This is a genomic window from Streptomyces durmitorensis (assembly GCF_023498005.1).
Classification (GTDB): Bacteria; Actinomycetota; Actinomycetes; order Streptomycetales; family Streptomycetaceae; genus Streptomyces; species Streptomyces durmitorensis.
Window position 1 is genome coordinate 9,272,913 of sequence record NZ_CP097289.1, and the last position, 26,214, is coordinate 9,299,126.

26 protein-coding genes and 1 pseudogene are annotated in these 26,214 nt (G+C 70.1%); 12 read left to right on the top strand and 15 right to left on the bottom strand.

Annotation, left to right across the window (positions count from 1 at the left end; genetic code table 11):
- Nucleotides 1-3: 3 nt before the first annotated feature.
- Genes M4V62_RS40995 through M4V62_RS41005 form a run of 3 tightly spaced genes read right to left on the bottom strand, consistent with a single transcriptional unit; the run spans nt 4 to nt 1,976 of the window.
- Nucleotides 4-867, bottom strand: a complete 864-nt coding sequence (locus M4V62_RS40995; RefSeq protein ID WP_249592277.1) for a LysR family transcriptional regulator — start codon at nt 865-867, stop codon at nt 4-6.
- A gap of 51 nt (nt 868-918) precedes the next feature.
- On the bottom strand, nt 919-1,314 hold the full coding sequence (locus M4V62_RS41000) for an SHOCT domain-containing protein (RefSeq protein WP_249592278.1): 396 nt from the start codon (nt 1,312-1,314) through the stop codon (nt 919-921).
- A gap of 53 nt (nt 1,315-1,367) precedes the next feature.
- Nucleotides 1,368-1,976, bottom strand: a complete 609-nt coding sequence (locus M4V62_RS41005; RefSeq protein ID WP_249592279.1) for a 2'-5' RNA ligase family protein — start codon at nt 1,974-1,976, stop codon at nt 1,368-1,370.
- 80 nt (nt 1,977-2,056) lie between these two features.
- On the opposite strand from M4V62_RS41005, the gene M4V62_RS41010 reads away from it, so the two are divergent.
- Together M4V62_RS41010 and M4V62_RS41015 are read left to right on the top strand one after the other, a co-directional pair.
- Complete coding sequence (locus tag M4V62_RS41010) at nt 2,057-2,461, top strand: RidA family protein (protein WP_249592280.1); 405 nt, start codon at nt 2,057-2,059, stop codon at nt 2,459-2,461.
- Between the two features lie 41 nt (nt 2,462-2,502).
- Nucleotides 2,503-3,066: a cysteine hydrolase family protein gene (locus M4V62_RS41015; protein WP_249593210.1), complete on the top strand. Its 564-nt coding sequence runs from the start codon at nt 2,503-2,505 to the stop codon at nt 3,064-3,066.
- Between the two features lie 10 nt (nt 3,067-3,076).
- Here the strand turns inward: M4V62_RS41015 and M4V62_RS41020 are convergent, their stop codons facing one another.
- Complete coding sequence (locus M4V62_RS41020; RefSeq protein WP_249592281.1) at nt 3,077-3,397, bottom strand: cupin domain-containing protein; 321 nt, start codon at nt 3,395-3,397, stop codon at nt 3,077-3,079.
- A gap of 202 nt (nt 3,398-3,599) precedes the next feature.
- On the opposite strand from M4V62_RS41020, the gene M4V62_RS41025 reads away from it, so the two are divergent.
- Together M4V62_RS41025 and M4V62_RS41030 are read left to right on the top strand one after the other, a co-directional pair.
- Nucleotides 3,600-4,559: an endonuclease/exonuclease/phosphatase family protein gene (locus tag M4V62_RS41025; protein WP_425575173.1), complete on the top strand. Its 960-nt coding sequence runs from the start codon at nt 3,600-3,602 to the stop codon at nt 4,557-4,559.
- A 111-nt stretch (nt 4,560-4,670) separates the two neighbouring features.
- Nucleotides 4,671-4,970, top strand: coding sequence for a hypothetical protein (locus tag M4V62_RS41030; RefSeq protein WP_249592283.1), 300 nt, complete (start codon nt 4,671-4,673; stop codon nt 4,968-4,970).
- Between the two features lie 457 nt (nt 4,971-5,427).
- On the opposite strand, the gene M4V62_RS41035 is transcribed toward M4V62_RS41030, so the two are convergent.
- The 7 genes from M4V62_RS41035 to M4V62_RS41065 form a co-directional block, all read right to left on the bottom strand.
- The gene (locus M4V62_RS41035; protein ID WP_249592284.1) at nt 5,428-6,780 is read right to left on the bottom strand and encodes an ABC transporter substrate-binding protein; all 1,353 of its coding nucleotides are present in this window, start codon (nt 6,778-6,780) and stop codon (nt 5,428-5,430) included.
- 216 nt (nt 6,781-6,996) lie between these two features.
- On the bottom strand, nt 6,997-7,617 hold the full coding sequence (locus tag M4V62_RS41040; RefSeq protein WP_249592285.1) for a dihydrofolate reductase family protein: 621 nt from the start codon (nt 7,615-7,617) through the stop codon (nt 6,997-6,999).
- Nucleotides 7,617-8,123, bottom strand: coding sequence for an SRPBCC family protein (locus M4V62_RS41045; protein ID WP_249592286.1), 507 nt, complete (start codon nt 8,121-8,123; stop codon nt 7,617-7,619). Before M4V62_RS41045 ends, M4V62_RS41040 begins: the two co-directional genes overlap by 1 nt.
- Before the next feature lie 3 nt (nt 8,124-8,126).
- Nucleotides 8,127-8,468, bottom strand: coding sequence for an ArsR/SmtB family transcription factor (locus M4V62_RS41050; RefSeq protein ID WP_249592287.1), 342 nt, complete (start codon nt 8,466-8,468; stop codon nt 8,127-8,129).
- Between the two features lie 68 nt (nt 8,469-8,536).
- A complete protein-coding gene (amaB, locus tag M4V62_RS41055) occupies nt 8,537-10,075 on the bottom strand; it encodes an L-piperidine-6-carboxylate dehydrogenase (protein ID WP_249592288.1) in 1,539 nt (512 codons plus the stop codon).
- A gap of 40 nt (nt 10,076-10,115) precedes the next feature.
- The gene (gene hglS / locus M4V62_RS41060; RefSeq protein ID WP_249592289.1) at nt 10,116-11,513 is read right to left on the bottom strand and encodes a 2-oxoadipate dioxygenase/decarboxylase; all 1,398 of its coding nucleotides are present in this window, start codon (nt 11,511-11,513) and stop codon (nt 10,116-10,118) included.
- A 100-nt stretch (nt 11,514-11,613) separates the two neighbouring features.
- Entirely contained in the window at nt 11,614-12,825 is a 1,212-nt protein-coding gene (locus M4V62_RS41065) for an NAD(P)/FAD-dependent oxidoreductase (protein WP_425575139.1), read from the bottom strand.
- Nucleotides 12,826-13,033: 208 nt separating this feature from the next.
- Here M4V62_RS41065 and M4V62_RS41070 point away from each other — a divergent pair, with 208 nt between their 5' ends.
- From M4V62_RS41070 to M4V62_RS41090, 5 genes are all read left to right on the top strand, one after another.
- A complete protein-coding gene (locus tag M4V62_RS41070; protein ID WP_249592290.1) occupies nt 13,034-13,948 on the top strand; it encodes a LysR family transcriptional regulator in 915 nt (304 codons plus the stop codon).
- 84 nt (nt 13,949-14,032) lie between these two features.
- Nucleotides 14,033-14,815: an IclR family transcriptional regulator gene (locus tag M4V62_RS41075; protein ID WP_249592291.1), complete on the top strand. Its 783-nt coding sequence runs from the start codon at nt 14,033-14,035 to the stop codon at nt 14,813-14,815.
- Between the two features lie 164 nt (nt 14,816-14,979).
- A complete protein-coding gene (locus tag M4V62_RS41080; RefSeq protein ID WP_249592292.1) occupies nt 14,980-17,046 on the top strand; it encodes an NADH:flavin oxidoreductase in 2,067 nt (688 codons plus the stop codon).
- A 20-nt stretch (nt 17,047-17,066) separates the two neighbouring features.
- Nucleotides 17,067-18,350, top strand: coding sequence for an aromatic ring-hydroxylating oxygenase subunit alpha (locus M4V62_RS41085; RefSeq protein WP_249592293.1), 1,284 nt, complete (start codon nt 17,067-17,069; stop codon nt 18,348-18,350).
- A complete protein-coding gene (locus tag M4V62_RS41090) occupies nt 18,347-19,405 on the top strand; it encodes an FAD-binding oxidoreductase (RefSeq protein WP_249592294.1) in 1,059 nt (352 codons plus the stop codon). Before M4V62_RS41085 ends, M4V62_RS41090 begins: the two co-directional genes overlap by 4 nt.
- 33 nt (nt 19,406-19,438) lie before the next feature.
- On the opposite strand, the gene M4V62_RS41095 is transcribed toward M4V62_RS41090, so the two are convergent.
- On the bottom strand, nt 19,439-20,623 hold the full coding sequence (locus M4V62_RS41095) for an alanine--tRNA ligase-related protein (protein WP_425575137.1): 1,185 nt from the start codon (nt 20,621-20,623) through the stop codon (nt 19,439-19,441).
- 421 nt (nt 20,624-21,044) lie between these two features.
- Here M4V62_RS41095 and M4V62_RS41100 point away from each other — a divergent pair, with 421 nt between their 5' ends.
- Together M4V62_RS41100 and M4V62_RS41105 are read left to right on the top strand one after the other, a co-directional pair.
- Complete coding sequence (locus M4V62_RS41100; protein WP_249592295.1) at nt 21,045-22,007, top strand: SDR family NAD(P)-dependent oxidoreductase; 963 nt, start codon at nt 21,045-21,047, stop codon at nt 22,005-22,007.
- Nucleotides 22,008-22,167: 160 nt separating this feature from the next.
- A complete protein-coding gene (locus M4V62_RS41105; protein ID WP_249592296.1) occupies nt 22,168-22,692 on the top strand; it encodes a hypothetical protein in 525 nt (174 codons plus the stop codon).
- 71 nt (nt 22,693-22,763) lie between these two features.
- Here the strand turns inward: M4V62_RS41105 and M4V62_RS41110 are convergent, their stop codons facing one another.
- On the bottom strand, nt 22,764-23,582 hold the full coding sequence (locus M4V62_RS41110; protein ID WP_249592297.1) for a methyltransferase domain-containing protein: 819 nt from the start codon (nt 23,580-23,582) through the stop codon (nt 22,764-22,766).
- A 206-nt stretch (nt 23,583-23,788) separates the two neighbouring features.
- On the opposite strand from M4V62_RS41110, the pseudogene M4V62_RS44020 reads away from it, so the two are divergent.
- A pseudogene (locus M4V62_RS44020) lies at nt 23,789-23,863 on the top strand (dihydrofolate reductase family protein); the annotation flags it as partial.
- A 99-nt stretch (nt 23,864-23,962) separates the two neighbouring features.
- Here the strand turns inward: M4V62_RS44020 and M4V62_RS41115 are convergent.
- Nucleotides 23,963-24,883 (bottom strand): calcium-binding protein, encoded by a 921-nt coding sequence (locus tag M4V62_RS41115; protein ID WP_249592298.1) that lies wholly within the window; start codon nt 24,881-24,883, stop codon nt 23,963-23,965.
- Between the two features lie 301 nt (nt 24,884-25,184).
- The gene (gene sigJ, locus M4V62_RS41120; RefSeq protein ID WP_249592299.1) at nt 25,185-26,126 is read right to left on the bottom strand and encodes an RNA polymerase sigma factor SigJ; all 942 of its coding nucleotides are present in this window, start codon (nt 26,124-26,126) and stop codon (nt 25,185-25,187) included.
- Nucleotides 26,127-26,214 lie beyond the last annotated feature (88 nt).

The window sequence follows — 26,214 nt, forward strand, 5'->3', positions numbered from 1 at the left end:
CCGTCAGCGGGCGGTGGCCGCGATGACCTGGTGAGCGAGAGCCACCAGGTCAGGGATGGCCGGGTGCCCCAGCCCCGCGCGCCAGGCCAGCGTGACGGGAACGGGCGGCGCGTCCGGGAGCGGCCGGAAGACCAGCGAGGGATGCGTGTGCTGGCTCGGGGTGGCGGTCGTGGAGACCCCGACGGCGCGGCCCGCGGCGATGGCGATGAGCCACTCGTCGGTGTTGGTCACCTCGATGGTCGCGACCGGGCGGGCGGCCGTCGGCCACAGGTCCATCGTCGTGGTGCCGGAGACGGTGTTGAGGGCGATCGGATGGGCGGCGAGATCCGCCAGAGTGACCCGGGGGAGTGACGCAAGCGGGCTGTCGGCCGGCATGACCACCACCCGCTCCTCCGACAGGAGCAGCTCCGTGCAGAGCCCGGCCGCGGCGACCGGGCCGCGCAGCAGCGCCACGTCGACCCTGCCCTGGGTGAGGCCCGCCGTGCGGTCGTCGATGCGGAACAGCTCGAGCGGCGTACCGGGGTGCGTCTCGTCCCAGCGGCGCAGCAGTGGGACGGTGTGGTCGCCCAGGGCGGCCCAGGTGTGGCCCAGGCGCAGCGGCCACCTCCGCAGCCCCCGCGGATCCAGGGCGGTCTCGACGGCCGCGAGCGCGGCAGCCGCCTTGTCGCGGAACGTCCGCCCCTGGACGGTCAGCTCCAGGTGATGCGTGGAGCGGTCCACGAGGCGGGCGCCCAGATGGTCCTCCAGCTGGCGCAGGGTGCGGGACAGCGCGGGCTGGCTCAGATGGAGCCGGGCGGCGGCGCGGGTGACGTTGCCCTCCTCGGCGATGGCGAGGAAGGCCCGCAGATGCCGCAGCTCGATGGTCATGCTTCCGGAGCATAACCGCGGCGGGCGGCAGTGCCCCTCAGGCCAGTGCCCTCAGGCCAGGATCTTCTCCTTGGCCTTCTCGTACTCCTCGGTGGTGAGGTCACCGCTCTTCTTCAGCTCGGCGAGCTTCGCCAGTTCGTCGACGTGGCCGCCGCCCGGGCCGGAACCCGCCGCCTTCTGTACATAGCTGCGGAACGCCTGTTCCTGTTCCTTGACCTGGGCCACGTCCCGCTCGCCCATGCTGCGGCCACGGGCGATGAGGTACACGAGGACCCCGAGGAACGGCAGGACAAGCACGAAGATGAGCCAGCCCGCCTTCCACCATCCGTTGAGCGTGTGGTCGCGGAACAGGTCGGTGATCACCTTGAACAGCAGGAAGAACCACATGATCCACAGGAAGAGATACAGCATGGTCAGGAAGAGATTCATCAGAGGGTAGTCGTCCACGGCGGATGCCCCTTTCGCCGGGTCCGCGAGGTCGCGGAATCAGTTCCGGTGTCTCAGGCATATCGCTGAAAGGGGTGTGCTGCATCTCGGGCGGCAGGACATTCTCCCGGCCGGCGGCCGAGTTCGTACGTGGCGCGGTCCCGCCAGCGCGTGCCGTCCCAGACGATGAGGTGGACCGAGCGGACGCGACAGCTCAGCGGCAAGAGGGGCTCCAGTTCGGCCTGCAACGCGTCGTACGCGGCGTCCTGGGTCGCGGGGCCCTCGTTGTTCGCGACCGTCAGATGCGGGGCGAGCGGGGGCTCGAATATCCCCCGGTAGGGCACCGCCTCGGGCCAGCGCCCGGTGAGGTCCTTGGTCAGAGCCGTGACCGGGGCGTGCGGCCACGGATCGAGGTAGAGGACACCGGGATAGCGGGCGAACTCGGCGAACGTCAGGGTGAAGGCGTCGTGCCCGGCGAAGAGCCCGGACAGTTCGCGGTGGGCCGCGGCGTCGAGACGGCTCTCGTGCACGAAGGGGTAGAGCACCGTCACATGGGCGGGGAATCCGGCCCGGACCTTCGGGTCGGCTTCGGGGACCTTGATCGTGAGGGCGGTCTCACCCGGTACGTCCGGCCACCCGTCGACCGCGGGATCGCGCCCGGCACACTCGTCATCGGCGTTCATCACGCGCCATGATCGCATCGCCGCGGGATTGCCTCCGCCCCGCCGGAATGGGTACGCCATCACGGGATGTTCGACCAGACATGACGACCGATCAGCGCACGATCACCAACCCCGCCACCCTCCACGATCCGACCCCCTTCGGCTACAGCCATGCCGCCTCGGCACCCGGCGAACTCGTCTTCATCGGCGGCCAGTACGCCTCCGACGCCGACGGCACCCCTGTGCCGGGCGACTTCGCCGCCCAGGTGGATCTCGCCTTCGACCGGCTGCGGTCGGCCCTGGAGGGGGTCGGCCTCGGGTACGAGCACGTGGTCCGGCTCGGCACCTTCGTCGTCGACCACGACCTGGACAAGCTGGAGATCCTGGGCAAGGCCCTGCACGCCCGATTCGGCGAGCGGCTTCCCGCCCAGACGCTGAGCGGCGTGGCTTCTCTCGCGCTGCCGGGGATGCTGTTCGAGGTCGATGCGGTGGCGGTGCGGTCGTGAACGAAGGGATGACGGGCGTCGTGAACGAAGGGATGACGGGCGTGGGGAACAGCGCCCTCCTCGTGATGGACGTCCAGCGCGAGATCGTGGACCTCGCCGACGACGGCTCGGGATATCTGCCGCGTCTGCGCAGGGCGATCGACGGCGCCCGAGCGGCGGACATCCCGGTGATTTACGTGGTCATCGCGTTACGACCGGGCCGGCCTGATGTCAGCACCCGCAACAAGGCGCTCACCGCCGTCGTACGGGCGGGCCTGCACATCGAGGGCGAGCCCGGCAGCGAGATCCACCCCGACATCGCGCCCCTGCCGGACGAAACCGTGGTCACCAAGCGGCGCGGAAGCGCGTTCTCGGGCAGCGACCTGGACCTGGTGCTCAGGGCGCGCGACATCGACAACCTCGTTCTCACCGGCATCGCCACCAGCGGCGTCGTGCTGCACACCGCGTGTCATGCCAACGACCGGGACCTCGGACTCACCGTCCTGGCGGACGCCTGCATCGACCTGGACCCCGAAGTGCACACGCTCCTGACCGAGAAGCTGTTCCCGCAGTGGGCGGAGGTCGTCGCCGTCGAGGAGTGGCTCAAGGCCGTCGCACCGCGGTAGCGCCGTCGGCTCAGACCTCGGTGACGGCGGTCAGGACGACGGCCGAGTCGTCCAGGGCGGTCAGGCCGTGGCGCTCGTGCGGGACGGGCGCGAACTCACCCTCGGCCAGTTCGAGCGTGTCGTCCTCCGTGGTGAGAGCGACCCGCCCGCGCAGGACGAACAGCGTCGCGGCCGTGGGCGTGTCGTGCTCTCCGAGCTCGGTTCCGTTCGTGAGCACGATGAGGCTCTGCCGCAGCGGACCGTCGTGCAGGAGCAGCTCGGCGCTGCGTCCGTGCGCGGCGGTGCGGGCCTTCTCGAGGTGCTCTCCGACAAGGGCGTAGAGATCCGCCACGGTATGTCCCTTCGACAGAAACGGACGGTGTCGCGCGTGCGTCCGGGCACGCGCACCCCCAGTGTTCCCGCCGCCCGCCCACGCCGCATCCGGCGGCCGGAACCTGATCACCCGATGACGGCGTCCTACCAGGCACGTCGCGCTTACGGGGACATGGGGGAACCGGGCGGCGCAAGAGACAGGGCGGGGACGAGTGGACTGGCTGCGGTGGGGAGCGGAGGCGACAGGGCGGTCGCCCTGGGCACGCGGCCGGGTTCTCGCGTCGCTCGCCGTGTTGACAGCCGCCCTGCTGGCGTTCCACGCAGCCGTGCCCAACGCCGTCGTCCGCTTCGGCAGCCTCGTAGAGACGTTTCTTCCATGGCTGGGCCTGGCCGTTCCCGTGCTGCTCGCCCTGGCCCTGCTGCGCCGCTCGGCCGTCGCGCTGGTGGCACTGCTGTTGCCCGCCACGGTCTGGGGAGCCCTCTTCGCCGGTCGGGTGGCCACGGCCGAGCACCGCGGCGCCCACGACGTCACGGCGGTCCAGCACAACGTCAGCGACGTGAACGCCGACCCTGCGGGCACCGCCCGAGCCCTGACCGGTCCCGACCCGGATCTCATCGCCCTGGAGGAGCTGACGCCCTCCGCGCTGCCGGTGTACGAGAGGGAACTGACGCCGCGGTATCCCTACCGGGCGGTGCGGGGCACGGTCGGTCTCTGGTCGAAGCATCCGCTGACGGACGTCCGGGCGGTGGACATCAGGCCGGAGGGGTTCGGGAAGGACTGGAACCGCGGGGTGCGGGCGACGGCTCGTACGCCGTGGGGCGAAGTCGCGGTGTACGTCGCCCACTTGCCCTCGGTCCGCGTGCAGTGGCACGGCTTCAGTTCCGGCCGGCGGGACGAGAGCGCCCGCCTGCTGGGGGCGGCGCTGGCCGCCGAGAAGCTGGACAGGCTGATCCTGCTCGGCGATCTGAACAGCACGGTGGACGACCGCGGCCTCGCCCCGGTCACCACACGGCTGGACACATCGGAACGGGAGTTCGCCTTCAGCTGGCCCGCGTCCTTCCCCGTGTCCCGGATCGACCACGTCATGACCCGCGAGGCAACCGTCACCCACGTACGCACCCTGCCCGCCACCGGCAGCGACCACCTGCCCATCGCCGCAGACATCGCCTTCGCCCCCTGACCCGAGCGGATCGCAGGCTGGGGTGTTTCGGGCAGGGCCGAAAGGAGTGGAGTCAGCCGCGGCAGGAGGGAGAAGCTCGGGCGGATCTGTTCGCGGTGCGATGGGGGACACATGACGATCAAGAAGAGGGTGACGCGCGCGACGGCGGTGGCGCTCCTGGCCGCAGGGGGCCTTGCCGTGGGCACAGGCGTCGCGCCGGCAGGCGACAGCAGCGGGGCGCCCGGCGGTGGCCTGGCGCCGATGGCCGACGACTACCGCCAGGGCCTCACCAGCCCGGCGACCGCGTGCTACCAGGGCAAGGCCCCGTGGAGCGCCCTGGATTGGGAAGGCGCCGACAAGGCGGCCCCCTGGACGAAAACGATGGCGCGCCCGGCGGTGGCCTGGCGCCTGCCGAGAGCGACTGGCACGTGACGCCGATGGGCGGCGGCCACGGTGCGCCTGGCGGTGGCCTCGCGGCCGCCTGCTAGCCAGTCAGCGAGTCGAGGGCGTCGAGCAGGCGGGCGAGTGCGCTGGCCTTCAGATGGTGGCTGCGGCAGCAGTATCGGCGCCTACGCCAACGGCTGGTCTGCTCGACTTGCTCCCCGCACCAGGCGCACGGCCGCACCCTGCTGCCTCTCCTGCCCCACCTCATGCCGGGACCTTAGCGGCATGAGGTGGGGCAGGTGCCCTCGTCCACGCGGCGGAGGGCGGTCAGCTCGTCGTGCCCAACGCCGTCTGGGCGCGGGCCGTTTGAGCTGGCCCGACCGCGAGACCAGTTCAACCACCGCCGCCCGGAGCACCACCGTTCGGTCTGCTCGGGCTCCAGTTGGTCGAGGCGGGCGCGGTTGCGTCTCCGCCGGCTTGGTACGAAGTCTGCCCCATCGACACCTCAGGAGTTCTGCCGCTTCCAGTCGGCCTGCGCGGTGTTGAGCTGGTCTGCGAGGTCGTCGAGGAAGCCCTTGGCGCTCGTCTTGCCGAGCATGACCTTCTGGAAGGCGGGTTCGTTCTCGGCCTTGGAGATCGTGTTCCAGTCCGGCAGGTAGTACGGCAGCTGGACGATCGTGGTGGCCGGGGAGTTGAGCGCGTCGGCGGCCAGGCGCGTCGGCTCGGACTTCTCGACCCAGGCGTCCTTGACCGCTTTGTTGTTGGCGGGGATCAGGCCCGCGGACTCGTTGAACTTGGAGCTGGCCCGGTGCGAGGAGGCGAACTCGACGAACTTCCAGGCGGCCTTCTTCTTGGTGCTGGTCTTGAAGATCGAGAGCCCGTCGATCGGGTTGGACACCTGGACGCGCTTGCCGCCCGCCGCCTTCGGGTTCGGCAGGCCGCGGAACTTGCCGGGGCCCAGGGCCTTCACGTGGTCCTGGTAGGAGCCGAGGTTGTGACTGAGCATGCCGATCCGGCCGCCGTCCCACTGGGCGACCATCTGCGTGAAGTTGTTGTTGAGGTCGGCGGCCGGGGTCGTCTTCTTGTAGAGGGCCGTGTACCTCTCCAGGGCGGCGACGTTCTTCGGGTCGTTGACCGTGGTCTTCGTCTCGTCCGCGTTCCAGAAGGACTTGATGCCGCTCTGCCCGTACATCGCGTCCAGGGCTTGGGCGATGGAGCCGACACCGCCGCGGATGGTGTAGCCGAACTGGTTCTTGTCCTTGGCGGTCAGATGGCCCGCCGCTTCGTAGAACTTGCTCCACGTGGTCGGTGCGTCCAGACCTGCGGCCTTGAAGAGGTCGGTGCGGTAGTACAGCACGCCGTTGTTCGCGGAGGTCGGGACCATCAGCAACTGCGATGTCCCGCCCGCCGAAGTCGTCGACGCGAGCATGCTCTTGCTGAGCTCGCCGTCCAAGGGGCTTGCGGCCAGCCGGTCCTCCAGCGGTTCCAGCGCGCCTTGGGCCGCGATGGCGGCGAGCATGGCGGCGCCGACGCCGCCGACGTCCGGCAGGCCGCCGCCCTGGATGGAGTTGTCGTACTTCGACTGGGCGTTCTCGGCGGGGATGCCGACGTAATCGACCTTGATGTCGGGGTACTTCTTCTCGAAGTCCTTGATGATCTCCATCCAGATGCCGCGGCGCACAGCGGTGTTGTTGTCCCAGAAGGTGATCGTCCCCTTGCCGGAGCCCTCGCTGCCCTCCTCGCCCGCGATGCCGGAGCCGTCGTCCCCGCAGGCGGTGGCGGTGATGCCGAGGAGGAGCGACAGGGCTATGGCTGCTGGGGCGGATCGGCGTGGGCTCTTACGGATGCGGGAACTCAAGACGGGCTCTCCTCCTTGGCGCTCAACTGTGCCCGGGTACGCCAACTCAACTCAGGGCATGCGTACACCGCGTATGGCATACCGCGTCTCGTATATGACATACGAAGCGCGGCGACTCGAAGCTAGGAGCAGGTAGTTGGTTCGTCAACGGATCTGACAAAACTCGCCGCCGCGAGCCCGAGGAAGCCCCGGATTCCTCATGGCCGCCTTCCGCGCTTACCGCGAACGCACGGTGTAACGGAGATGCGTCGTCCTCGGCGAAGGCTCCGCACCGACCAGGCCAAGAGCCACGCGGCTCGCGTCGATGCCCTCGAAGAGGCGGACTCCGGAGCCGAACAGGACGGGCGAGAGTGCGATCGTGAACTCGTCGATGAGACCGGCGTTCAGATACTCCAGGATCGTCGCGCCGCCGCCCGCGATGCGGATGTCTCGGCCGTCGGCGGCCTCGCGGGCCTGATCGAGCGCGGACTCGATGCCGTCGTTGACGAAGTGGAAGGTGGTCCCGCCCTGCCGCACCCAGGGGTCACGCTTCTCGTGCGTCACGACGAACACCGGTGTGTGGAACGGCGGATCCTCGGGCCACGCATGCTCGCCGGCGTCGAACATCCGCTTGCCCATCACGCTTGCGCCGGTGCGCTCGAAGGTCTCCCGCACGATGTCGTTGTCGCGCCCTTCCTCGCCGCCCTCCCCGAGCTTCAGGTTCTCCCGGAAGAACCGCTGTGGAAATACCCACTGCTGCAGTTCCATCCACTGCCGCCCCATCAGTTCTTCGGGGGACGCGGGCGCGATGAACCCGTCGAGCGACATCGACACGCTGAAGAACACCTTGCCGGCCATCAGCCCTCAACTCCCTTACGAACGATCTCCGCGACGTAGGCAGCCAGGTTGCCGAGGGTCTGCCGGCCGGCCTCGATCGCGCCGTGCTTCTTGATCGCCTCGTCGCGCAGCTCCTTGGTGGGGAACACCGTGAGCATCTCGATCCGGGTCGTCTCCCCGTCGGGCGCGAACGTGAGGACCGACTCGAACGCATTCGGGTCGCCGCGGTACTCGCCGTGGAGCATCGCGATCCGCTCCGGCGGGACGATCTCGGTCCAGGTGATCCATTCGCTGTAATCGGTGCCGTCCGGCCCGTGCAGAACGAAATCCCACACCCCGCCGACGCGGAACTCGAAGGCCCGCGTAGTGGTGGTGAACCCCTCCGGCCCCCACCAGCGCGACAGGTGCCGCACCTCGGTGAAGGCCTTGAACACCAGCTCTGGTGGGGCGTCGATGCCCCGGGAAATCGCGATCTCGCGGTCGGCCGTCGCGGACCGCGCCGGTGCTTCTCGCCCAGTCGAATTCATCAGCTACTCCTGTTGCCCTTCCCGCTTGAGTTCTTGCACGTAGGCGTCCAGCCGGTCGAAGCTCTCGTTCCAGAATTGCTCGAACCCGCCGGTCCACTCATGAACCGTTCGCAGCCCACGTGCGTCCAGGTCGTACAGGCGCTGCTTGCCCGCCTTGCGGTCCCGCACCAAGCCGACTTCGCGGAGCACCCGCAGGTGCTTGGACGCCCCGGGCTGCGTCATTCCCAGCTCATCGGCGACCTCCGTCACCGGCCGTTCGCCTGCCCGCAGCAGCGTCAGGATGTCCCGGCGCTGCGGCTCGGCGATGGCGTTGAAGACGTCTGACGTCGTCGTTGCTCGTGCCATGACAGCAAACGTATACCCATATCGGCATGCGTTTCAAGCCGTCCCGGTGGAAGCGGCCTCCCCGGACGTCACGCCTGGAGGAAGCTGACGTTCTGCGCCAGGGCGAGGCGGCCGGAGTAGTTGATGGTGTTGGTGGCGGGCCGCATGTACGCGCGCCAGGCGTCGGAGCCGGACTCGCGCCCGCCGCCCGTCTCCTTCTCGCCGCCGAACGCGCCTCCGATCTCCGCGCCGGACGTGCCGATGTTGACGTTGGCGATGCCGCAGTCGGAGCCCTCGGAGGACAGGAAGAGCTCGGCCTCCTGCTGATCGCGGGTGAAGATGCTGGAGGAGAGCCCCTGCGGGACGCCGTTGTGCAGCGCGATGGCCTCCTCCAGGGTGTCGTAGGGGAGGACGTACAGGATGGGCGCGAAGGTCTCCTGACGTACGACGTCGGTCTGTTCGTCGACGCGGACGATGACCGGTTCGGCGTACGCGGCCCGCGGCGCCGTGTCCGCCAGGCGTCGGTTGCCGCCGGCGAGGATCTTGCCGCCCTGTGCCTGTACGCGGGCGAGCGCGTCCTGCATGCGGTCGAGGGCGGCGGTCGAGATGAGCGGCCCGACGAGGGTGTCCTCGTCGAACGGGTCCCCGATGGGAAGCCTGGTGTAGGCGGCCGTCAGGCGCGCGACGAGCGTGTCGGCGATGTCGCGGTGCACGATCAGACGGCGCAGCGTGGTGCAGCGCTGGCCTGCCGTGCCCGCGGCGGCGAAGACGATGCCCTGCACCGCGAGGTCGAGGTCGGCCGAGGGCGCCACGACCGCGGCGTTGTTGCCGCCGAGTTCGAGCAGGCTGCGCCCGAACCGGGCCGCCACGCGCGGCCCGACCTCGCGGCCCATGCGGGTGGAGCCGGTGGCGCTGACGAGCGCGACGCGCGGATCGTCGACCAGCCGCTCGCCCACCGCGCGGTCGCCGAGCAGAAGACGGTGTACGTCGCGCGGGGCGCCCACCTCCTCCGCGGCCTTGGCCAGCAGCCGGTCGCAGGCCAGGGAGATCAGCGGGGTCAGCTCGGACGGCTTCCAGACCACGGTGTCGCCGCAGGCCAGAGCCACCGCGGTGTTCCACGACCACACCGCGGCAGGGAAGTTGAACGCGGAGATCACTCCGACGACGCCCAGCGGATGCCAGGTCTCGGCGAGGCGGTGACCGGGGCGCTCGGAGGCGATGGTGCGGCCGTAGAGCTGGCGCGAGAGGCCGACCGCGAAGTCGCAGATGTCGATCATCTCCTGGACCTCGCCCAGCGCCTCCGAGCGGATCTTGCCCGCCTCGATGGTGATCAGGTCGGCCAGGTCGCCCTTGTGGTCGCGCAGCAACTCGCCCAGGCGGCGCACGAGTTCACCCCGGCGTGGCGCCGGGGTGGTGCGCCAGGTGAGGAATGCCTCGCGGGCGGCGGCGACGGCGTCCTCGGTGTCGGCGGCGGTCGCCGCGGTCAGGCCGAACAGGTTCTCGCCGGTGATGGGCGTACGCGCCGGGAAGTCGCTGCCCTCCGGGACCGTCACGCCGATGCGCCGCAGGCTCGCGAGGGCACGGCTGCGCAGGTCGTCGGTGCCGGGCAGGGTGGTGGTGCCGGTCATGATGCTCCCTGGGTGAGGTGGGACGGCGTGTTGCGGAGGATCAGCGGCGCGTGCTGTTCAGGTCCAGGCCCAGTTCGCGGCCGACCTCGGTGATCGAGAGGCTCTGCTGCTGCTCGTAGAGGGCGTACGGGTCGAGTACCTCGCGGTCGATGGCGCCGGAGAGCCATTCGCTGTCGTACGCGGCGCCTTCCTGCTCGGTGTTCCGGGAGCCCGCGCCGCTGAGGTTGGACTGGAAGATCCCGGCGGCGGAGCGCGGCAGGAAGTCCTCGTAGACGACGGGCTCAGCCCGCACCCAGCCCCGGCGCTCCAACTCGGCGAGGGTGGTGGGCGGTTGGGTGCCGTTGCGCGGGCGGTCGGGTGCGGCGTGGTAGGTGAAGTAGGCGAGTTCCCGCGCGGCGAGCTCGCGCTCGGTGGCGGGGACGTGCGCGGCCCACAGTGTGCGGGCCAGTTCGGTGCGGTCGGCTGCGGGGTGCCGGGCGGCCTCGTGGTCGGCGAGGGTGAGCAGGCGGTCGTAGAGCGCGCGGCCCGCGGGGGTGAGGGCGATGCCGCGGGCCTCGACCTCGCCGAACCGCACCCGCAGCGCGCCGCGCATCACGCTGCCGTCGGCCAGGCGCAGGGCGCGCGGTTCGGCCAGGGCGCGGAACGACGTCTGGCGCAGTAGCAGGTCGGGGCCCTTCCAGCCCGGCGGGCCCTGGATGGTGTCGATCATCTCGATGCCGCGTTCGGTCATCCGCCGGTACAGCTCGTCGATGTCCAGGACCCGCGGGGTGAGGTGGTTGATGTGGGTGGAGCGGACGCCGCCGATGTCCGCGGCGACCGCGGAGACTCTCTCCAACTCCTCGTACCAGGCCCGGTCGATCGGCTCCGCCGACAACTCGAGGGCCTGGACGGCGAGATGGAGGAAACGCTCGGCGTACTCCTCGGGCAGTTCACGCTCGGTCTCGGCCCGGTCGGCCAGGGCGAGCAGCTCCGGCGGGAACAGCTCGCGCCCGGCCAGGAACGTCTCCAGGCGGGAGCGCAGCTCGGCGTCGAAGAAGCGCGGGTCAGCGGGCGTGAGCAGCGAGGTGAAGACCCGGAAGGGGTTGCGCGCCAACTCGTCGGCGTCCACGGGGCGGAACGCCGTCGACACGACCGGCACCGCGCTCGCGGCCGCCTCCCGCAGGTCGTAGAAGCCGACCGGGCGCATGCCGAGCGCGCCGAAGATCCGGGCGACGTGGCGCAGTTCGGTGGGGGTGCCCACCCGGATGGCGCCGTGCCGTTCCGCGGTGACCCGGCTGATGGAGCCGAGCCGTTCGGCGTCGGCGCCCTGCGCGCGCAGGGTGTCCTCGTTGACCTCGCGTGAGACGTCGACGAGCGTGTTGTAGGCGGGGACCTCCCGCCCGTACATCTCCGAGAGCCGTGCGGCGAAGGCGGCCCGCAGCTGCCACTGGCTGATCATCGAAGGTCTGCCTCTCGAATGTTCGGATACGGAGTCGGGACATGGGATCGGGTACGGGATCGGATTCGGGACAGGGCACGGGAGAGGGCACAGGAGAGGGTCATACGACGTGGGCCTCGGGGCGGTTCGCGGCCCCGGTCCGGAAACGGTCGGCGCTCAGCGGCGCGATGTCGACGCACGGCTCGCGCTTCAGGTACAGGTCGCGCACGACTTCGCCGACGGCCGGGGCCTGGAGGAAGCCGTGCCCCGAGAACCCGGTGGCGTAAAGGAAGTTGGGCCGCTCGCCGCAGCGGCCGATCAGTGCGTTGTGGTCCGGCGTGACTTCGTACAGGCCCGCCCACCCGTCGGCGATCGGCATCGTGGCGAGGGCGGGGGCGCGGTGGCGTACGACGTCCCGGAACAGGTCGAGCCACTCCGGTGTCCATGTGGTGTCGAAGCCGTCGGCCTGGCGGGAGTCGGCGAGGCCGAACAGCAGCCCGTCGTCGCTGTTGTGGAAGTACGCGGACGAGGTGAAGTCGATGGTGAAGGGGATCCGCGGCGCCGAAGGCGAAAGCCGTTCGGTGAAGGCCAGTTGGCGACGCACCGGCCGGACGGGGAGGTCGACGCCGGCCATGGCGCCGATCCGGCCGGACCAGGCGCCTGCCGTGCAGATCACGGTGGAGCAGGCGACGGTGCCGCGGTCGGTGTGCACGGCGCTGACACGGTCGCCGGTGGTGTCCATGCCGGTGACGCGGGTGTGCGTGGCGAAGCGGACGCCTGCCCGGTCCGCGGCGTCGGCGTACCCGTGCACGACGAGGCGGGGGCGGGCGTGCCCGTCGGTGGGGGAGTGCACGGCGGCCACGAGGCCTTCGGTGCTCAGATACGGACAGAGGCGCCGTGCCTCGTCGGCGTCGATCATGCGGCTGGGCACGCCCAGGCTGTTCTGGAGCCGCACGCTCTCGGCGAAGTCCGCGGCCTGCCGCTCGTCGGTGAGCAGGAAGAGATAGCCCACGGTGTCCAGGCGGATGTCCGCGCCGGGCCGGTGCGGGAAGTCCCGGTAGGCACACAGACTCCGTTGGCCCAGCTCGATGTTGAGGGGGTCGGAGAAGTGGGCGCGCACGCCGCCGATCGGTTTCCCGGAACTGCCGCAAGCGAGCTCGCCGCGTTCGACGACGACGATGTCGCTCACCCCCGCCTCGGCGAGGTGGAAGGCGATGGAGGCGCCCATCACGCCCCCGCCGACGATCACGACATCGGCGGTCGGCGGCAGGGCGCGGAAGGCGGGGGCGGGGGCCGGGCGGGAAGAGGAGGACGGACGCGGAGAGGAGGACAAGAGGCCGATCCCTTCCAGAGGCCGGCGCCCGCACCGACGGGCCTGAAGAGGCGTCAGTTCACGGGTGCGGCATGGGCCGTCAGGAACGTGCTCAGTAACTCGAGGGACGCTGATCAGCTGGCTGCTCGTCATCGTGACGCACCCCGACCGTTGACGTCCATGAACAGTTTCTGCTCCTGATCTTTGACGATCTCTATACGGTCGCTTCATGGATTGGACGAGCTCCCAGCTGCGGTCCCTGGTCGAGCTGACCCGGCGCGGCACCATCACCGCCGTCGCGCAGGCCCTGGGATACACCCCGGGCGGCGTGTCCCAGCAGATCGCCGCGCTGGAGAGGGCCGCGGGCACACCGTTGCTGCGCCGTGCGGGCCGCCGGGTGGAGCTCACCGACGCCGGGATCACGCTGGCCCGGCACGCCGAGCGGATCCTGGCCACGGAGGCCGAGGCCGTCGAGGAGCTGGAACGCGGCAGCGGCGTGGTCTCCGGCACGCTGCTGGTCGGCCTGTTCACCACGGCCGCCGCCGAGATCCTGCCGCCCGCCCTGCGCCGGATGCACGCGGCCCACCCCGAACTGGCCGTGCACAGCCGCGACATGGACGTGGACGAGGTGTACGACGCCGTCGCCTCGGGAGGCGTGGACCTCGCGCTCGGCCTGGACTACCCGGATGTGCCCATCCCGCGCGACGCCGCTCTGCGGGTGACCCGGCTCTGCCGCGAGCGCTTCGCCCTGGCCGTACCGACCGGCTGGATGGCGGGCCGCTCCCGCGCCGCCCTGGCCGAGACCCGGGACCTGGCGTGGATCCTGCCGTCGCCCGGCAGCTACTACGGCCGTGCCGTCCGCACCGCCTGCCGCCGCGCGGGCCTCGAACCGGACGTGCGCCACGAGGTCACCGACACCGCGGCGACCCTGGCCCTGGTGGAGGCGGGCATCGGCGTGAGCACGGTGACCGAGCTGATGCTCGGCCTTCGCGCCTCACGCTTCGACGTGGTGCGGCTGCGCGAGCGGATCGAGCGGCACGTCGTCGTGGTGTGCCGCGCCTCGGCCGAACGCAGGCCGGCGGTGGCGGCCCTGGTCGAGGTGTTGCGGACGGTGGCCGACCAGCGCAGTGACCCACACGCGTAGGTCCCGGTGAGGGTGGCGCCTCCGGGGAGGCCGTCCCCTGACGCACAAGGAGAGCGGCGACCGCGTCCCGATAGGCTTCCCGGCATGAGCAGCAACGGTCGGGCGCGCGACACATCGGTGCAGTCGGTGGACCGAGCGGTCTCGATCCTCCAAGTACTCGCCGCGCAGGGACCGTCAGGCGTCACGGACATCGCCGAAGCCCTGCGGATCCACAAGTCGACCGTGTTCCGCCTGCTCGCCACCCTGGAGGCCAGGGGCCTTGTCGAACAGGACGCGGAACGGGGTCGCTACCGCATCGGATACACCGTGGTCGAGCTCGCCGGCGGGGCGACCAAGGGAAGTGACCTGTCGCTGCTGAGCCGCCCGATCTGTCAGGAGCTCGCCGCCGCCGTCGGCGAGACGGTCAACCTCGCGGTCCATGACGGCCAGGCGGTCGTCAGCGTCGACCAGGTGATCAGCAGTGCGGCCATCACCAGCATCGACTGGGTCGGCAAGCGCACGCCTCTGCATGCCACGTCGGCGGGCAAGGTCCTCCTGGCACACATGCGGCAGGAAGAGGCCGCCGAGATCCTTGACCAGCCGCTGGAGAGGTTCACCCCGCACACCATCACGGACCCGGCGCTCCTGAAGGAGGAGCTGCAGACCGTTCGTGAACTCGGCTACGGCGTCACGAGCGAGGAGCACGAGATCGGACTCGCCGCTCTCTCCGCCCCCATCAGGTCCCTGAGCGGGCAGGTCATCGCCGCCGTGACCATCTCCGGTCCGACGTTCCGGATCAACGACCACACGATGTCCGGGCTCGTCGAGCAGCTCATCGCCGCCGGCGACAAGATCTCGTGGCGCAAGGGCTACATCAGGCGCGGTTGAGCGCAGCGCTCCAGGGGTTGACGACGGAGACGCCCAGGCTCCACATTTGTCTCGCATGGCGTATCTGTTTCGCATTGCGAAACGCAATGCATGGCTGACCTTCTGAGCGCGGCCCAGCCCGTGGCCGCTGTCTCTCCGCCCACAGAGCTTCTCGAGGAGCGGATGTGCGCGCACAGACCTCGAACGTGGATCCCCTGCTGCGGCCCTTCCGGCTGAAGCACCTCACCCTGCGCAATCGGGTGGTCAGTACGTCCCATGAACCGGCCTTCGGCGAGGACGGCCTGCCCAAGGACCGCTACCGCGCCTACCACCTGGAGAAGGCGCGCGGCGGCGTCGGCCTGACGATGATCGGCGGCTCCGCGGTCGTGTCCCCCGACAGCCCGCCGTCGTTCGGCAACCTGCTCCTGTACCGGGACGAGATCGTGCCGTGGCTGCGCAGGCTTGCCGACGACGTGCACGACGCCGGCGCGGCCGTCATGTGCCAGGTCACCCACCTGGGCCGCCGCACCAGCAACTACTCGGGTGACTGGCTGCCGGTGGTGTCCGCGTCGCCGCTGCGCGAGCCCGCGCACCGCGCGTTCCCCAAGGCCGCCGAGCCATGGGACATCGACCGCATCGTCGCCGACTACGTCGCCGCGGCGTTGCGCTGCCGGGCGGGCGGCCTCGACGGCATCGAGCTCCAGTCGTACGGCCACTTCTTCGACAGCTTTCTGTCCCCGTCGACGAACCACCGGGACGACGAGCTCGGCGGCAGCCTCACGAACCGTCTTGCCGTTCCGCGCCGTGTGCTCCGTGCGGTGCGCGATGCCGTCGGCCCCGACTTCGTCGTGGGCCTGCGGATGGCACTCGCCGAGGACCGCCCAGGCGGCCTGACGTTCGACGAGGGGATGGCGGCGGCCGAGCAGTTCAGCGCCGACGGCATCGACTTCATCAGCACCATTCGGGGCTCCATCGAGAGTGACGCCTCCCTGGCCCGGACGATCCCCTCGATCGGCACCCCGCTGGCGCCCTTCCTGGAGTTCAACGGCGAGATACGCCGCCGCCTCGACATCCCCGTGATGCACGCGGCCCGCATCGCCGACCCCGCCACCGCGCGGCACGCCCTGCGAGCCGGGCTCCTTGATCTGGTCGGGATGACCCGGGCCCAGATAGCCGATCCCCATCTGGTGACCAAGGTGGCCACCGGACAGGAGGACCGCATCCGGCCCTGTGTCGGCGCGAGTTACTGCCTGGACGCGATCTACGACTCCGGGGACACCAAGTGCATCCACAACCCGGCCACCGGACGCGAACTCCACGTACCGCACATCGTCCCCCCGGCCGTCGGCCGCCGACGGAAGGCCGTCGTCGTCGGAGCCGGTCCCGCCGGGCTCGAAGCCGCACGCGTCCTCGGTGAACGCGGCCATGACGTCGTGCTGTTCGAGGCAAGCGACCAGCCCGGCGGCCAGATCCAGCTCGCCGCGCAGAACCCCCGGCGCCGCGATCTGCTCGGCATCGTCGACTGGCGGGTCGGTGAGTGCAAACACCTCGGCGTCGACCTCCGCCTGGGGACCTACGCCGAGGCCCAGGACGTGCTCGCCGAGCACCCCGACCTCGTCGTCGTCGCCACCGGGGGTGTCCCCAACCGGTCCTTCCTCGGCGAAGGCGAGCGCCTGGTGTCCGACACCTGGGACGTCATGTCCGGCTCCCTGCGCCCTCGGAGCACCGACGCCGTACTGGTCTACGACGACCACGGCGGCTATCCGGCGATGGACGCCGTGGAACTCCTCGCCCCGAGCGGCGCCCGGTTGCACTACGTGACGCCGGAGCGCATGCTCGCGCCCGACGTCGGCAGCATGAACTCACCTGCGTATCTACGGGTCTTCGCAGCCGACGGCGTCACCACCGTCCTCGCCCAGCGACTGCGTTCCGTGCGCCGCACCGGGGACGGGCGTCTGGCCGCGACCCTCTACAGCGAGTACACCGAGCCGGAGACCGAGACCGAACTGGTCGTGGACCACGTCGTGGTCGAGCACGGCACCCTGCCCAACGACGAGTTGTACAACGACCTGCTGGCCGGCTCCCGCAATCTCGGCGAGGTGGACCACCGCGCCCTGCTGGCGCACGACGTACAGAACGTCGTCCGCAACGACGCGGGCCGGTACCAGCTGTTCCGCATCGGCGACGCGGTCACCAGCCGCAACATCCACGCTGCGATCTACGACGCCCTGCGGCTGTGCCTGCCGGTCTGACGAGCCATCGGAGAGACGCGATGAACGCACCGACCCCCGTCACGCATACCGCCGAACTCGTCGCCCGACGTTCCGTCGGCCAGAGTCTCGAAGCCCCGTTCTACGTGAGCGACGAGTTCTTCGACCTCGACATCGAGGCCGTCTTCGCCCGCAGCTGGCTCTTCGTCGCGACGGAGGCCGAACTCCCCGAACCCGGTGACTACGTCACGGTCACCGTCGGACCGTACTCCGTCATCCTCGTCCGCGACGATGACGAGGAGGTGAGGGCCTTCCACAACGTCTGCCGCCACCGGGGCGCCCGCATCCTCAATGAGGAACGCGGTTCTGTGGGCAACATCGTGTGCGGCTACCACCATTGGACCTACGGCGTGGACGGCCGGCTGCGGTACGCCGAGTCGCAGGCGCCCGACTTCGATCGCTCGTGCTTCGGCCTCCGATCCGTCCACGCGCGCACGGTCACCGGCCTCGTCTTCATCTGCCTCGCCGAGCGGCCCCCTGCCGACTTCGACGAGGTCGCACGCCGCGTCGAGCCCTACATCGCGCCGCACAACCTGCCCCACGCCAAGGTGGCGAAGCAGATCGACCTCGTCGAGCGCGGCAACTGGAAGCTCACCATGGAGAACAACCGGGAGTGCTACCACTGCGCAGGCCACCCCGAGCTCCAGCGCTGCTACTTCCCCCTCTACAACTTCACCGCGGCCAACGTCCCGCCGGCCCTGCTCCCCACCTACGAGCGCTTCCTCAAGGCCGACGCGGACGCACGCGCCTCGTACGAGGCCCTCGGGCTTCCCTACGCCCCGATCGAGGAGCTCGACGACCGCCCCACCGGCTTCCGCATCCAACGCGAACCACTCGACCTCGCGGGCGAGTCCTTCACGGAGGACGGCACAGCCGCGGTCAAGCCCCTGCTGGCGGACTTCCCCACGGCGCGCCTCGGGCACCTCGGTCTTCACCTGCAGCCCAACGCCTGGTTCCACTTCGCGGCCGACCACGCGGTCACGTTCTCCGTCATCCCGCTCGCGTCGGACCGGACCCTCGTACGTACCACCTGGCTGGTGCACGCGGATGCGGAGGAAGGAGTCGACTACGACCTCGACGCCCTGACGCGCGTATGGGCGGTCACGAACGAACAGGACGCGACCTTCGTCGCCCGCGCCCACCAGGGCATCAGCAGCCCCGCCTACGTGCCCGGCCCCTACAGCCCGAGCGAGTCGCAGGTCGAGGACTTCGTCAACTGGTACATCACCCGGCTGAGGGCACACCTGGAGCGACGAGGACGACAGCGACGAGGACGACAGCGATGAGGGCGACGGCGATGATGACGACGGCGGTGGCGAGGACAACGACCACGACGACCGGGGGCCTGCCGCCGGCCTGGGGCGACGGGCTGCTCGTGTGCAAACAGGTCATCGACGTCACATCCGACGTCCGGACCTTCGTCCTCGAATCCGCCGAACCCCGGATGTTCCGGCACGACCCCGGCCAGTTCCTCACCCTCGTCCTTGACATCGACGGCCACCCAGTCGAACGCTGCTACACCATCTCGTCACCGCCGACCCGCCCCGACCTCCTGACGATCACGGTGAAACGGATGCCGGGCGGCCTGGTCTCCCCATGGCTCCACGAGCGCCTGCTGCCGGGCGCCACTGTGCGAGCGCGGGGGCCACTCGGCGACTTCTCCATCACCCGGCATCCGGCGCCGAAGTACCTCTTCCTCTCGGCCGGCAGCGGCGTGACGCCCGTGATGTCGATGACCCGGACCCTCTACGACCTGGCGCACCCCGTGGACGTGGTGTTCGTCCACAGTGCCCGCACCTTCGACGACATCATCTTCCGCCGTGAACTCGAGTTCATCGCCGCCACCGCTCCCCACTTCCGTGTGATCCACCTCCTCGACGACCGCGGCGAGCAACTGAACACGGCGATGGTCCGGGAGATCACCCCCGACCTCCTCGAACGCGAGGTCTTCACCTGTGGCCCCGTCGGCTACATGGAAGCCGTGCGGAACATGCTCTCGACGGAGGGCTTCGAGATGGCCCGCTACCACGAGGAGAGCTTCACCTTCCAGGGGCCGGCCGTCGAGCCCGGCACCGGGCAGAGCTTCACGGTCGAGTTCACCCGCAGCGGGCGCACGATCGACTGTGACGCGGGCTCGTCCGTCCTGGCCGCCGCGTCCCGTGCGGGCATCACGCTGCCGGCTTCCTGCGCGCGCGGCATGTGCGGCACCTGCAAGACCACGTTGCTCGCGGGTTCGGTCGACATGCAGCACAACGGCGGCATCCGCCCCCGCGAGATCGCCGACAACAAGATCCTGCTCTGCTGCTCCCGACCGCTGGGCCACTTGGTGGTCGACGCGTGACACCCCTCACCCGTCCCCCTCACCCGTCACCCCTCACCCCTGACGCAAGGCCAGAATCAGGTCGCGTGGCAGACCGTGGGTGTCGTGGAGGTAGTGGAAGTCCTCCTCGTCCAGCGAACCCTGGAACCGGGGCCGGGCCAGTACCTGGCGGCCCCGCTCCAGGAGCTTCCTGAACCGCTGTTCCTCCTCGATCAGTACCCGGCGCACTTCGCCAGGATCCACGTCCTGGCGGAAGTGATCCAGGGTGTGCCGCATCAACTCGCCCGGCAGGTCCACGAGTTCGCGTGAGGAGTCGTCGTCCCGCCACAGTACGGTGAGCACCCGCCGCACGAGTCGGCGCAGCACGTAACCGCGGCCGGTGTTGGCCGGGCGTACCCCGTCGCCGATCACCACCATGGCCGAGCGCAGATGGTCGCAGACGAGCCGTAGCGACGGCTCGTCCATGTGCCACAGGCCCGGCACGAGCCGACGCCAGGGGTCGAAGAGGTCGCTCTCGAAGACCGACGTACGCCCCTGAAGCAGCGAGGCCAGCCGCTCCAGGCCGAGCCCGGTGTCGATGTTGCGCTGGGGGAGCGGTACGAGTGACCCGTCGGCGAGCCGACGGTGGCGCATCATGACGTGGTTCCACACCTCCACCCAGCGGTCGTCACCGGTCGGCGTCGATTCCGGCGGGGTGTCGCCGGTCCACAGGAAGATCTCCGAGTCGGGGCCGCACGGGCCGGTGGGCCCGTTGGACCACCAGTTGTCCTCGACGGTGAGCTCCACCGGCACCCCGCGCTGCTGCCACAGCTCCAGCGATGCGGTGTCGGGCCCGAGCTGGTCGTCGCCACCGAAAACGGTGGCGTGCAGCAGACGTGGATCGATGCCGAACCCGTCGGTGAGCAGCCCGTAGCCCCAGTCGAGGCTCCGCGGGCCCTCGTAGTCGCCGAGCGACCAGGTGCCGAGCATCTCGAACACGGTCAGATGGGTGGAGTCGCCGACCTCCTCCAGGTCCGTGGTGCGCAGACAGCGCTGCACATTGACCAGACGCCTGCCCAGCGGATGAGGCCGCCCCTCCAGGTACGGGGTGAGCGGATGCATGCCCGAGCTGGTGAACAGCACCGGGTCACCGGGCGGCGGCAGCAGCGTCGAGCCGGTGATCCGGCGGTGTCCTCGCTCCTCGTAGTACTCGACGAATGTGCGCACGACGTCTTCGGTGGTGATCGATTCGGTGTTCATGGGTGGCTCCTTCGCATACACAGCGGGGAGGCACCGGACTACGCGTCCGCACACCGGAACCGAAGCGGCAGAGCCACGGAAAACCACCGGCGGACCGTGTCCGGTCGCCGGTGGAAAGGGGGAAGTACGTCAGGCGGCGGCAACCGGCGAGCTGGTCGCTCGCGCGGTCGCGGTGGTGTGTGGGCCGGTGACGTTCATACGGCCGACGATAACGCGGGCAGATCTTGGGCGCACGCGGTTTTCCGCCAGGGACTCGCAAGTCCCCTGCCGACTCCGGCCTGACGAGTGATCACTGATCTCGTGGGCATCCTCAATGAGCTCCGTCGTACGGCCACGGAGGCTGGGAGCGATCACGACCACAGCAGCCTCGCCGCCAACAGCCCTTGACCTAGAGCGCGGTCCAGCATCTAGCGTCTCCGCCATGACGACACCTCAGCACAAGATCGGATCGGGCTTCGGTGCCCGGAGCACCGCGAGCGACGTCCTGAGCGGGATCGACCTGTCCGGCAGCACCGCGATCGTCACTGGTGGCTACTCGGGTCTTGGTCTGGAGGCAACCCGGGCTCTGGCCGGTGCCGGAGCCCGTGTCGTGGTCCCCGCCCGGCGACGGGCAGCCGCTCGGGAGGCGGTCGAGGGCATCGACGGTGTTGAGACCGACGACCTCGACCTTTCCGACCTCGACAGCGTCCGCGGTTTCGCCAACCGGTTCCTGGCCTCGGAGCGCACGGTCGACATCGTGATCAACAACGCCGGGGTCATGGCCTGCCCCGAGACGCGGGTCGGGCCGGGATGGGAGGCGCAGTTCGCCACCAACCACCTCGGTCACTACGCGCTGATCAACCACCTCTGGCCTGCGATCGCCCGCGGCGGCGCGCGAGTGATCGCGGTGTCCTCCGGTGCCCACGGCATCACCGGCATGCGCTGGGACGACGTGCAGTTCGAGCGCGGCTACGACAGATGGCAGGCGTACGGGCAGGCGAAGACGGCGAACGTGCTGTTCGCCGTGCACCTCGATGCGCTCGGCCGCGACGCCGGAGTCAGAGCGTTCGCACTGCATCCGGGCAGCATCCTCACCCCCCTGCAGCGCCACCTCGCGAAGGAGGAGATGGTCGACGCGGGCTGGATCGACGAGAACGGCACCCCGACCGATCCCACCTTCAAGACGCCCGGGCAGGGCGCGGCGACGCAGGTATGGGCGGCGACCTCTCCCCAGCTCACGGGCATGGGTGGCGTGTACTGCGAGGACTGCGACATCGCCGATCCGGCGGGCGAAGGATCGGAAGGCGGCGTGCACGCACACGCGACCGACCCCGAGCAGGCCGCGCGCCTGTGGGCACTGTCGGCCGACCTCACGGGCGTCGACGCTTTCGCGGCGGCAACCTAGCCCCGGACATCGGGGGCACCCGTGCGGGCCGACTGGGCCCCGAGGCCGCGTCGGACCCTCTTCCCGGCGGCCGGAAATTCGCAGGCATCGCCCCCGACACCCGCCCTATCGTGAACCGCTGCCGTCCGCACCGGGACGGCCCGACGGGAGAGGCGGCGGAGTGCCGGACGCGTACGAGGCCATGGCGGACGCCGAGTTGAGCAAGGCGTTCGACGTGTGGTCCGGCTATCTGGACGCCCGCACGGGTGAGGACCCCCAGGTCCGCGCCCGACTGCGGTCCCTGTTGGAGTCGGCCCGCGAGTCCGCGTCTGAAGGCGATTTCAGCACCGCACGCGCACTGGTGGCGGACATGTACGACGACGCCAGGGAGGCAGCCCTTCGCTGGGCTCCCTCGCCGCCTCGCCCCTGCGAGGCGGACCGGCAGGCGCGCGACTACGCCAAGGACGTACTGCGGCAGGTGCTGCCCTTGGGGCTGCAGGACCGTCTCGACCACGTCGCGGTCTCCCTGTCCGTCACGGGCCGCCGCCTCCAGGCCGCCCCAGACATCGACGCGGCCACACGCCAGGACATCCTCTACGTCACTGCCCGCGCCGAGATGGCCCTCGACCTCGCCCACCCGACCGCGGCGCGGCGCGAACTCGAACGCCTTGAGGTGATCGCGCGACGCTGCGGCGTGGAGCCCTGAGAGGGCACGATCCGCCAGGCAGGTCCCTGAGCCGCCCCGCGGACGGCGGGCCGGGCCCCCGTGCCGTGCCCCTATGGCCGGCGTCCCCACGCGGAAATCATCGGGGAGGTGGTGAGGTCGAGGCGGCCGGACGTGACGCTCGCGAGGTGCCGGTCGATCTCCTCGTCGGTCGCGAGCCCCGCAGCGACCAGCTTCTCGCGCACCTGTCGGACCGTCGCCGCCTCCAGGACATCGCAGGCCGGTGACGTGATCGGAAAGTAGGCGTCCGCGGTGACATCGGTCAGTCCCGCCTCCCGCAGCAGCCGGGGGACCTTGCGCCCGTAGGCCAGGTCGGCGCCGCGAGCCGCGAGCAGCGAGCGGAATCCGGCCCGCAGTCTGTTGGCCAGCGCCTGCTCGGGGCCGTACTCGTCCAGGCAGATCAGCGGCTGCGACGCCGGGTCGGCGTCCTCCACCAGCAGCCACCCGCCCGGCCGCAGCGCACCGGCCATCGCGCGCAGCGCCCGCTCCCTGTCGGCCACGTGCACCAACACCAACCGGGCGTGGACGAAGTCGAAGCCGCCCGCCGGCGGTTCGTCCCGGCCCACGTCGTGGCGCAGCACCTCGATGACGCCGCCTGCTGCTCGCGAGGCCCAGGAAGTGTCGATGTCGGTCGCCAGGACCCGGCCGGTCGGCCCGACCCGGTCGGCCAGCCACGTCACCACCGAGAGACCGCCGGCCCCGACCTCCCAGCACCGCCACCCCGAGGTGATCCCCAGGGCCTCGATGTGCCGGAACGTGGTCGGGTCGAAGAGCTCGCCGAGCGCGTCGAAACGGGTGCCCGCCTCGGACTGTGCGTTGTCGAGGAGATAGCTGCCGTCGTTGTTGTGGGTGTCCGGTGCAGAGCGCGTCATGAAGCGATTGTCCCGCTCCCGCTCCCGCCCTCTTGCCCCTGCCTGCCTCTTGCCGTGTCAACCAAGCAGCCAGCCTATGGGCGGCACGCACTCCCCTCCGCACGGGCGGACCCGGCCCGCTGGCGGCTCGTGAGCCTGCTGGCCGAGCGGCCCCGCTCGGTCGGGTCCTCGCCCAGCTCGCCGAAGCGCGCCAGCCGCAGACCACGGGGAAGTGGTCGCTCGTCAGCCAGAGCGCGGGCGAGCACGGGACGTTGGCCCTCGTCTACGACCGGGTCCGTTGAGCCGTTCTTCCGTCGCGCGAGCCGCCAAGCACGCGTGCGTCGGGGGTGAGACGGGGGTGCCGTACGGATGACCGCGCGGCACCCCCGGCTATGTGAAGGTCAGTCCTGGTGAACGATGTTGGTGCCGGGACCGCCGGAGAGGGTGTCCTGGCCCGCGCCGCCGTACAGCTCGTCATTCCCGCTGTTTCCGTAGATCGTGTCGTTGCCGCTGTTGCCGTACAGGATGTCGTTGCCCTTGCCGCCGTAGAGGAAGTCGTCGCCGGCCCCGCCGCGGATCCTGTCGTTGCCGTCGCCGCCGGACAGGTTCTGCCTCTCGGCGCCGCCCTGGATCACGTCGTCGCCCGCGCCGCCGTCGACCGCGCTCTCCTCGCCGTCCGAGTAGATCGTGTCGTTGTCGTTGCCGCCCTGCGCGATGCTGCCGTCGGCGGCATGGAGCGTGTCGTTGCCGTCACCGCCGCTCACCACGCCGGCCTCGCCCACCGAGAGGTCGTCGTTGCCCGCCTCGCCGAGGACGGAGTTGCCGTCGACGCCGCCGGTGTGGTTCCAGGTGTCCTTGCCGTCGCCGAGCTCGGCCCGCGCGAAGTAGTACGTCTGGTCGGTGGAGTTGTCGTAGGAGACGGTGTCGTCACCGTCGCCGAGCGCCAACTTCAAAGTGGCGTACGGGTCCTGGCTCTCCAGAGTGGCGACGGTGCAGGAGACCTTGGTGCGGTCCGTGCTGTCGGGGTAAGAGCAGCCGTCTCCCGCACTGACCGGAACGGCATCGTCGATCACATAGGTGATCTCTTCGGTTCCTGCGGATTTCGAGGCGGTGACGGTCACCTGATTCGTCTGGCCGGAGGCCGCCGTGTAAAGGATCCCGTGGTCGCTCTCGCTGAACGCGGCAGTCGCTTCCGGCGCCGCGGCAGTGGCGGTGCCCGCCAGGAGGAACGGAGCGGCCAGTCCCGTACCGAGAGCGAGCGTCACCGCCGACGCGGTACGGATAATCCGGTGGTTGATGCGGTGAGAGGGCTGAGAGGGCATTACATAACCTCCGTGAGGCATACGTGGTCCTTGCAATTACGTGTGACTGCCGGGGTTTGGGGTGGGTTGTAATGCGATGTGCGGGCGATGCGTACGCGGATTACTGGCGCGGGCGGCACAAGTACCTGTTGGCCAGGGGTGTTTGACGGCTCATCCGCGGCGCGATCATTCGTCGTAAGACGCGGTTGGGCTGAAATTCATGAGGGAGAGGCGGCGAGATCCCGGCCGACGTCGACAGAAGAAGAAGTTCTTTCCCGGGGAATTCACGGTCTTCCTTCGCGAGGAAAGGGTGATCCGTGAGCTAGCCCTCCCGCGTCCACGGGCGCAGCTTCTCGGGGTTGCGGACCGCCCAGATCCGCGTGACGCGCCCGTCGGAGACGTCGAACGCGGCTACGGTCATGACGATGCCGCCACGCCGGGCCACCAGGCCCGGCATTCCGTTGACCGAGCACTCCAGGAGTTCGAGCCCGGGAGCCTTGTCGGCGATGGCGACCATGTACTGGGCGATGCGTGCGCCGCCCTCGACCGGATGCAGGACGGTGCCGACCATGCCGCCGCCGTCGGCGGTCATCACCGCGGCCGGATCGAGGAGACCGACGAGGGCCGCGATGTCCTTGGTCTCCCAAGCCTCTTTGACGTGCCGCACCAAGTCTGCCCGGCCGGTCGCCGTCGCCGTCGCCGTCGCCGTCTCCGTCACCGGAGCGCGCGCGACGCTCACCCGCCGCCGGGCCGAGGCCGCCAGCTGCTTGCAGGCGGCGGGCGTCCGGCCGAGGACGGCGGCGATCTCGGCGAAGGGGTAGCGGAAGACGTCGTGCAGGACGAACGCCACCCGCTCGGCAGGCGTCATCGACTCCAGGACGACGAGGAAGGCCATGGTCACCGACTCGTCCAGGACGATCTGGTCGGCGGGGTCCGCGCGGCCGGCGAGGTCGGCGCCGCCCGCGTGGTCCCATTGGGTGCGATCGGGCAGTGGCTCGGGCAGCCACGCGCCGACATAGCGTTCACGGCGGGCCCGCGCCGAGCCGAGCAGATCCAGGCAGATGCGGCCGGTCACCGTCGTCAGCCAGGCGCCGGGGGACAGGATCTCCTCCCGGCGGCTTCGCGACAGCCCGTACCAGCGTGCGTAGGCGTCCTGTACGGCGTCCTCGGCCTCGGTCACCGAGCCGAGCAACCGGTAGGCGACATTGATCAGTTGGTGTCGCTCGCCGGCTATCTCATCGGTGCTGGTCCCGACAGTCCCCATGCTTCCGGCCGCCCCTCGCCTTACCTTTCGCAGGCCCGCGTCGTCGGGCAGGTGAGACCTTATCGATCCACTGCCCGCGGGCGGAAAA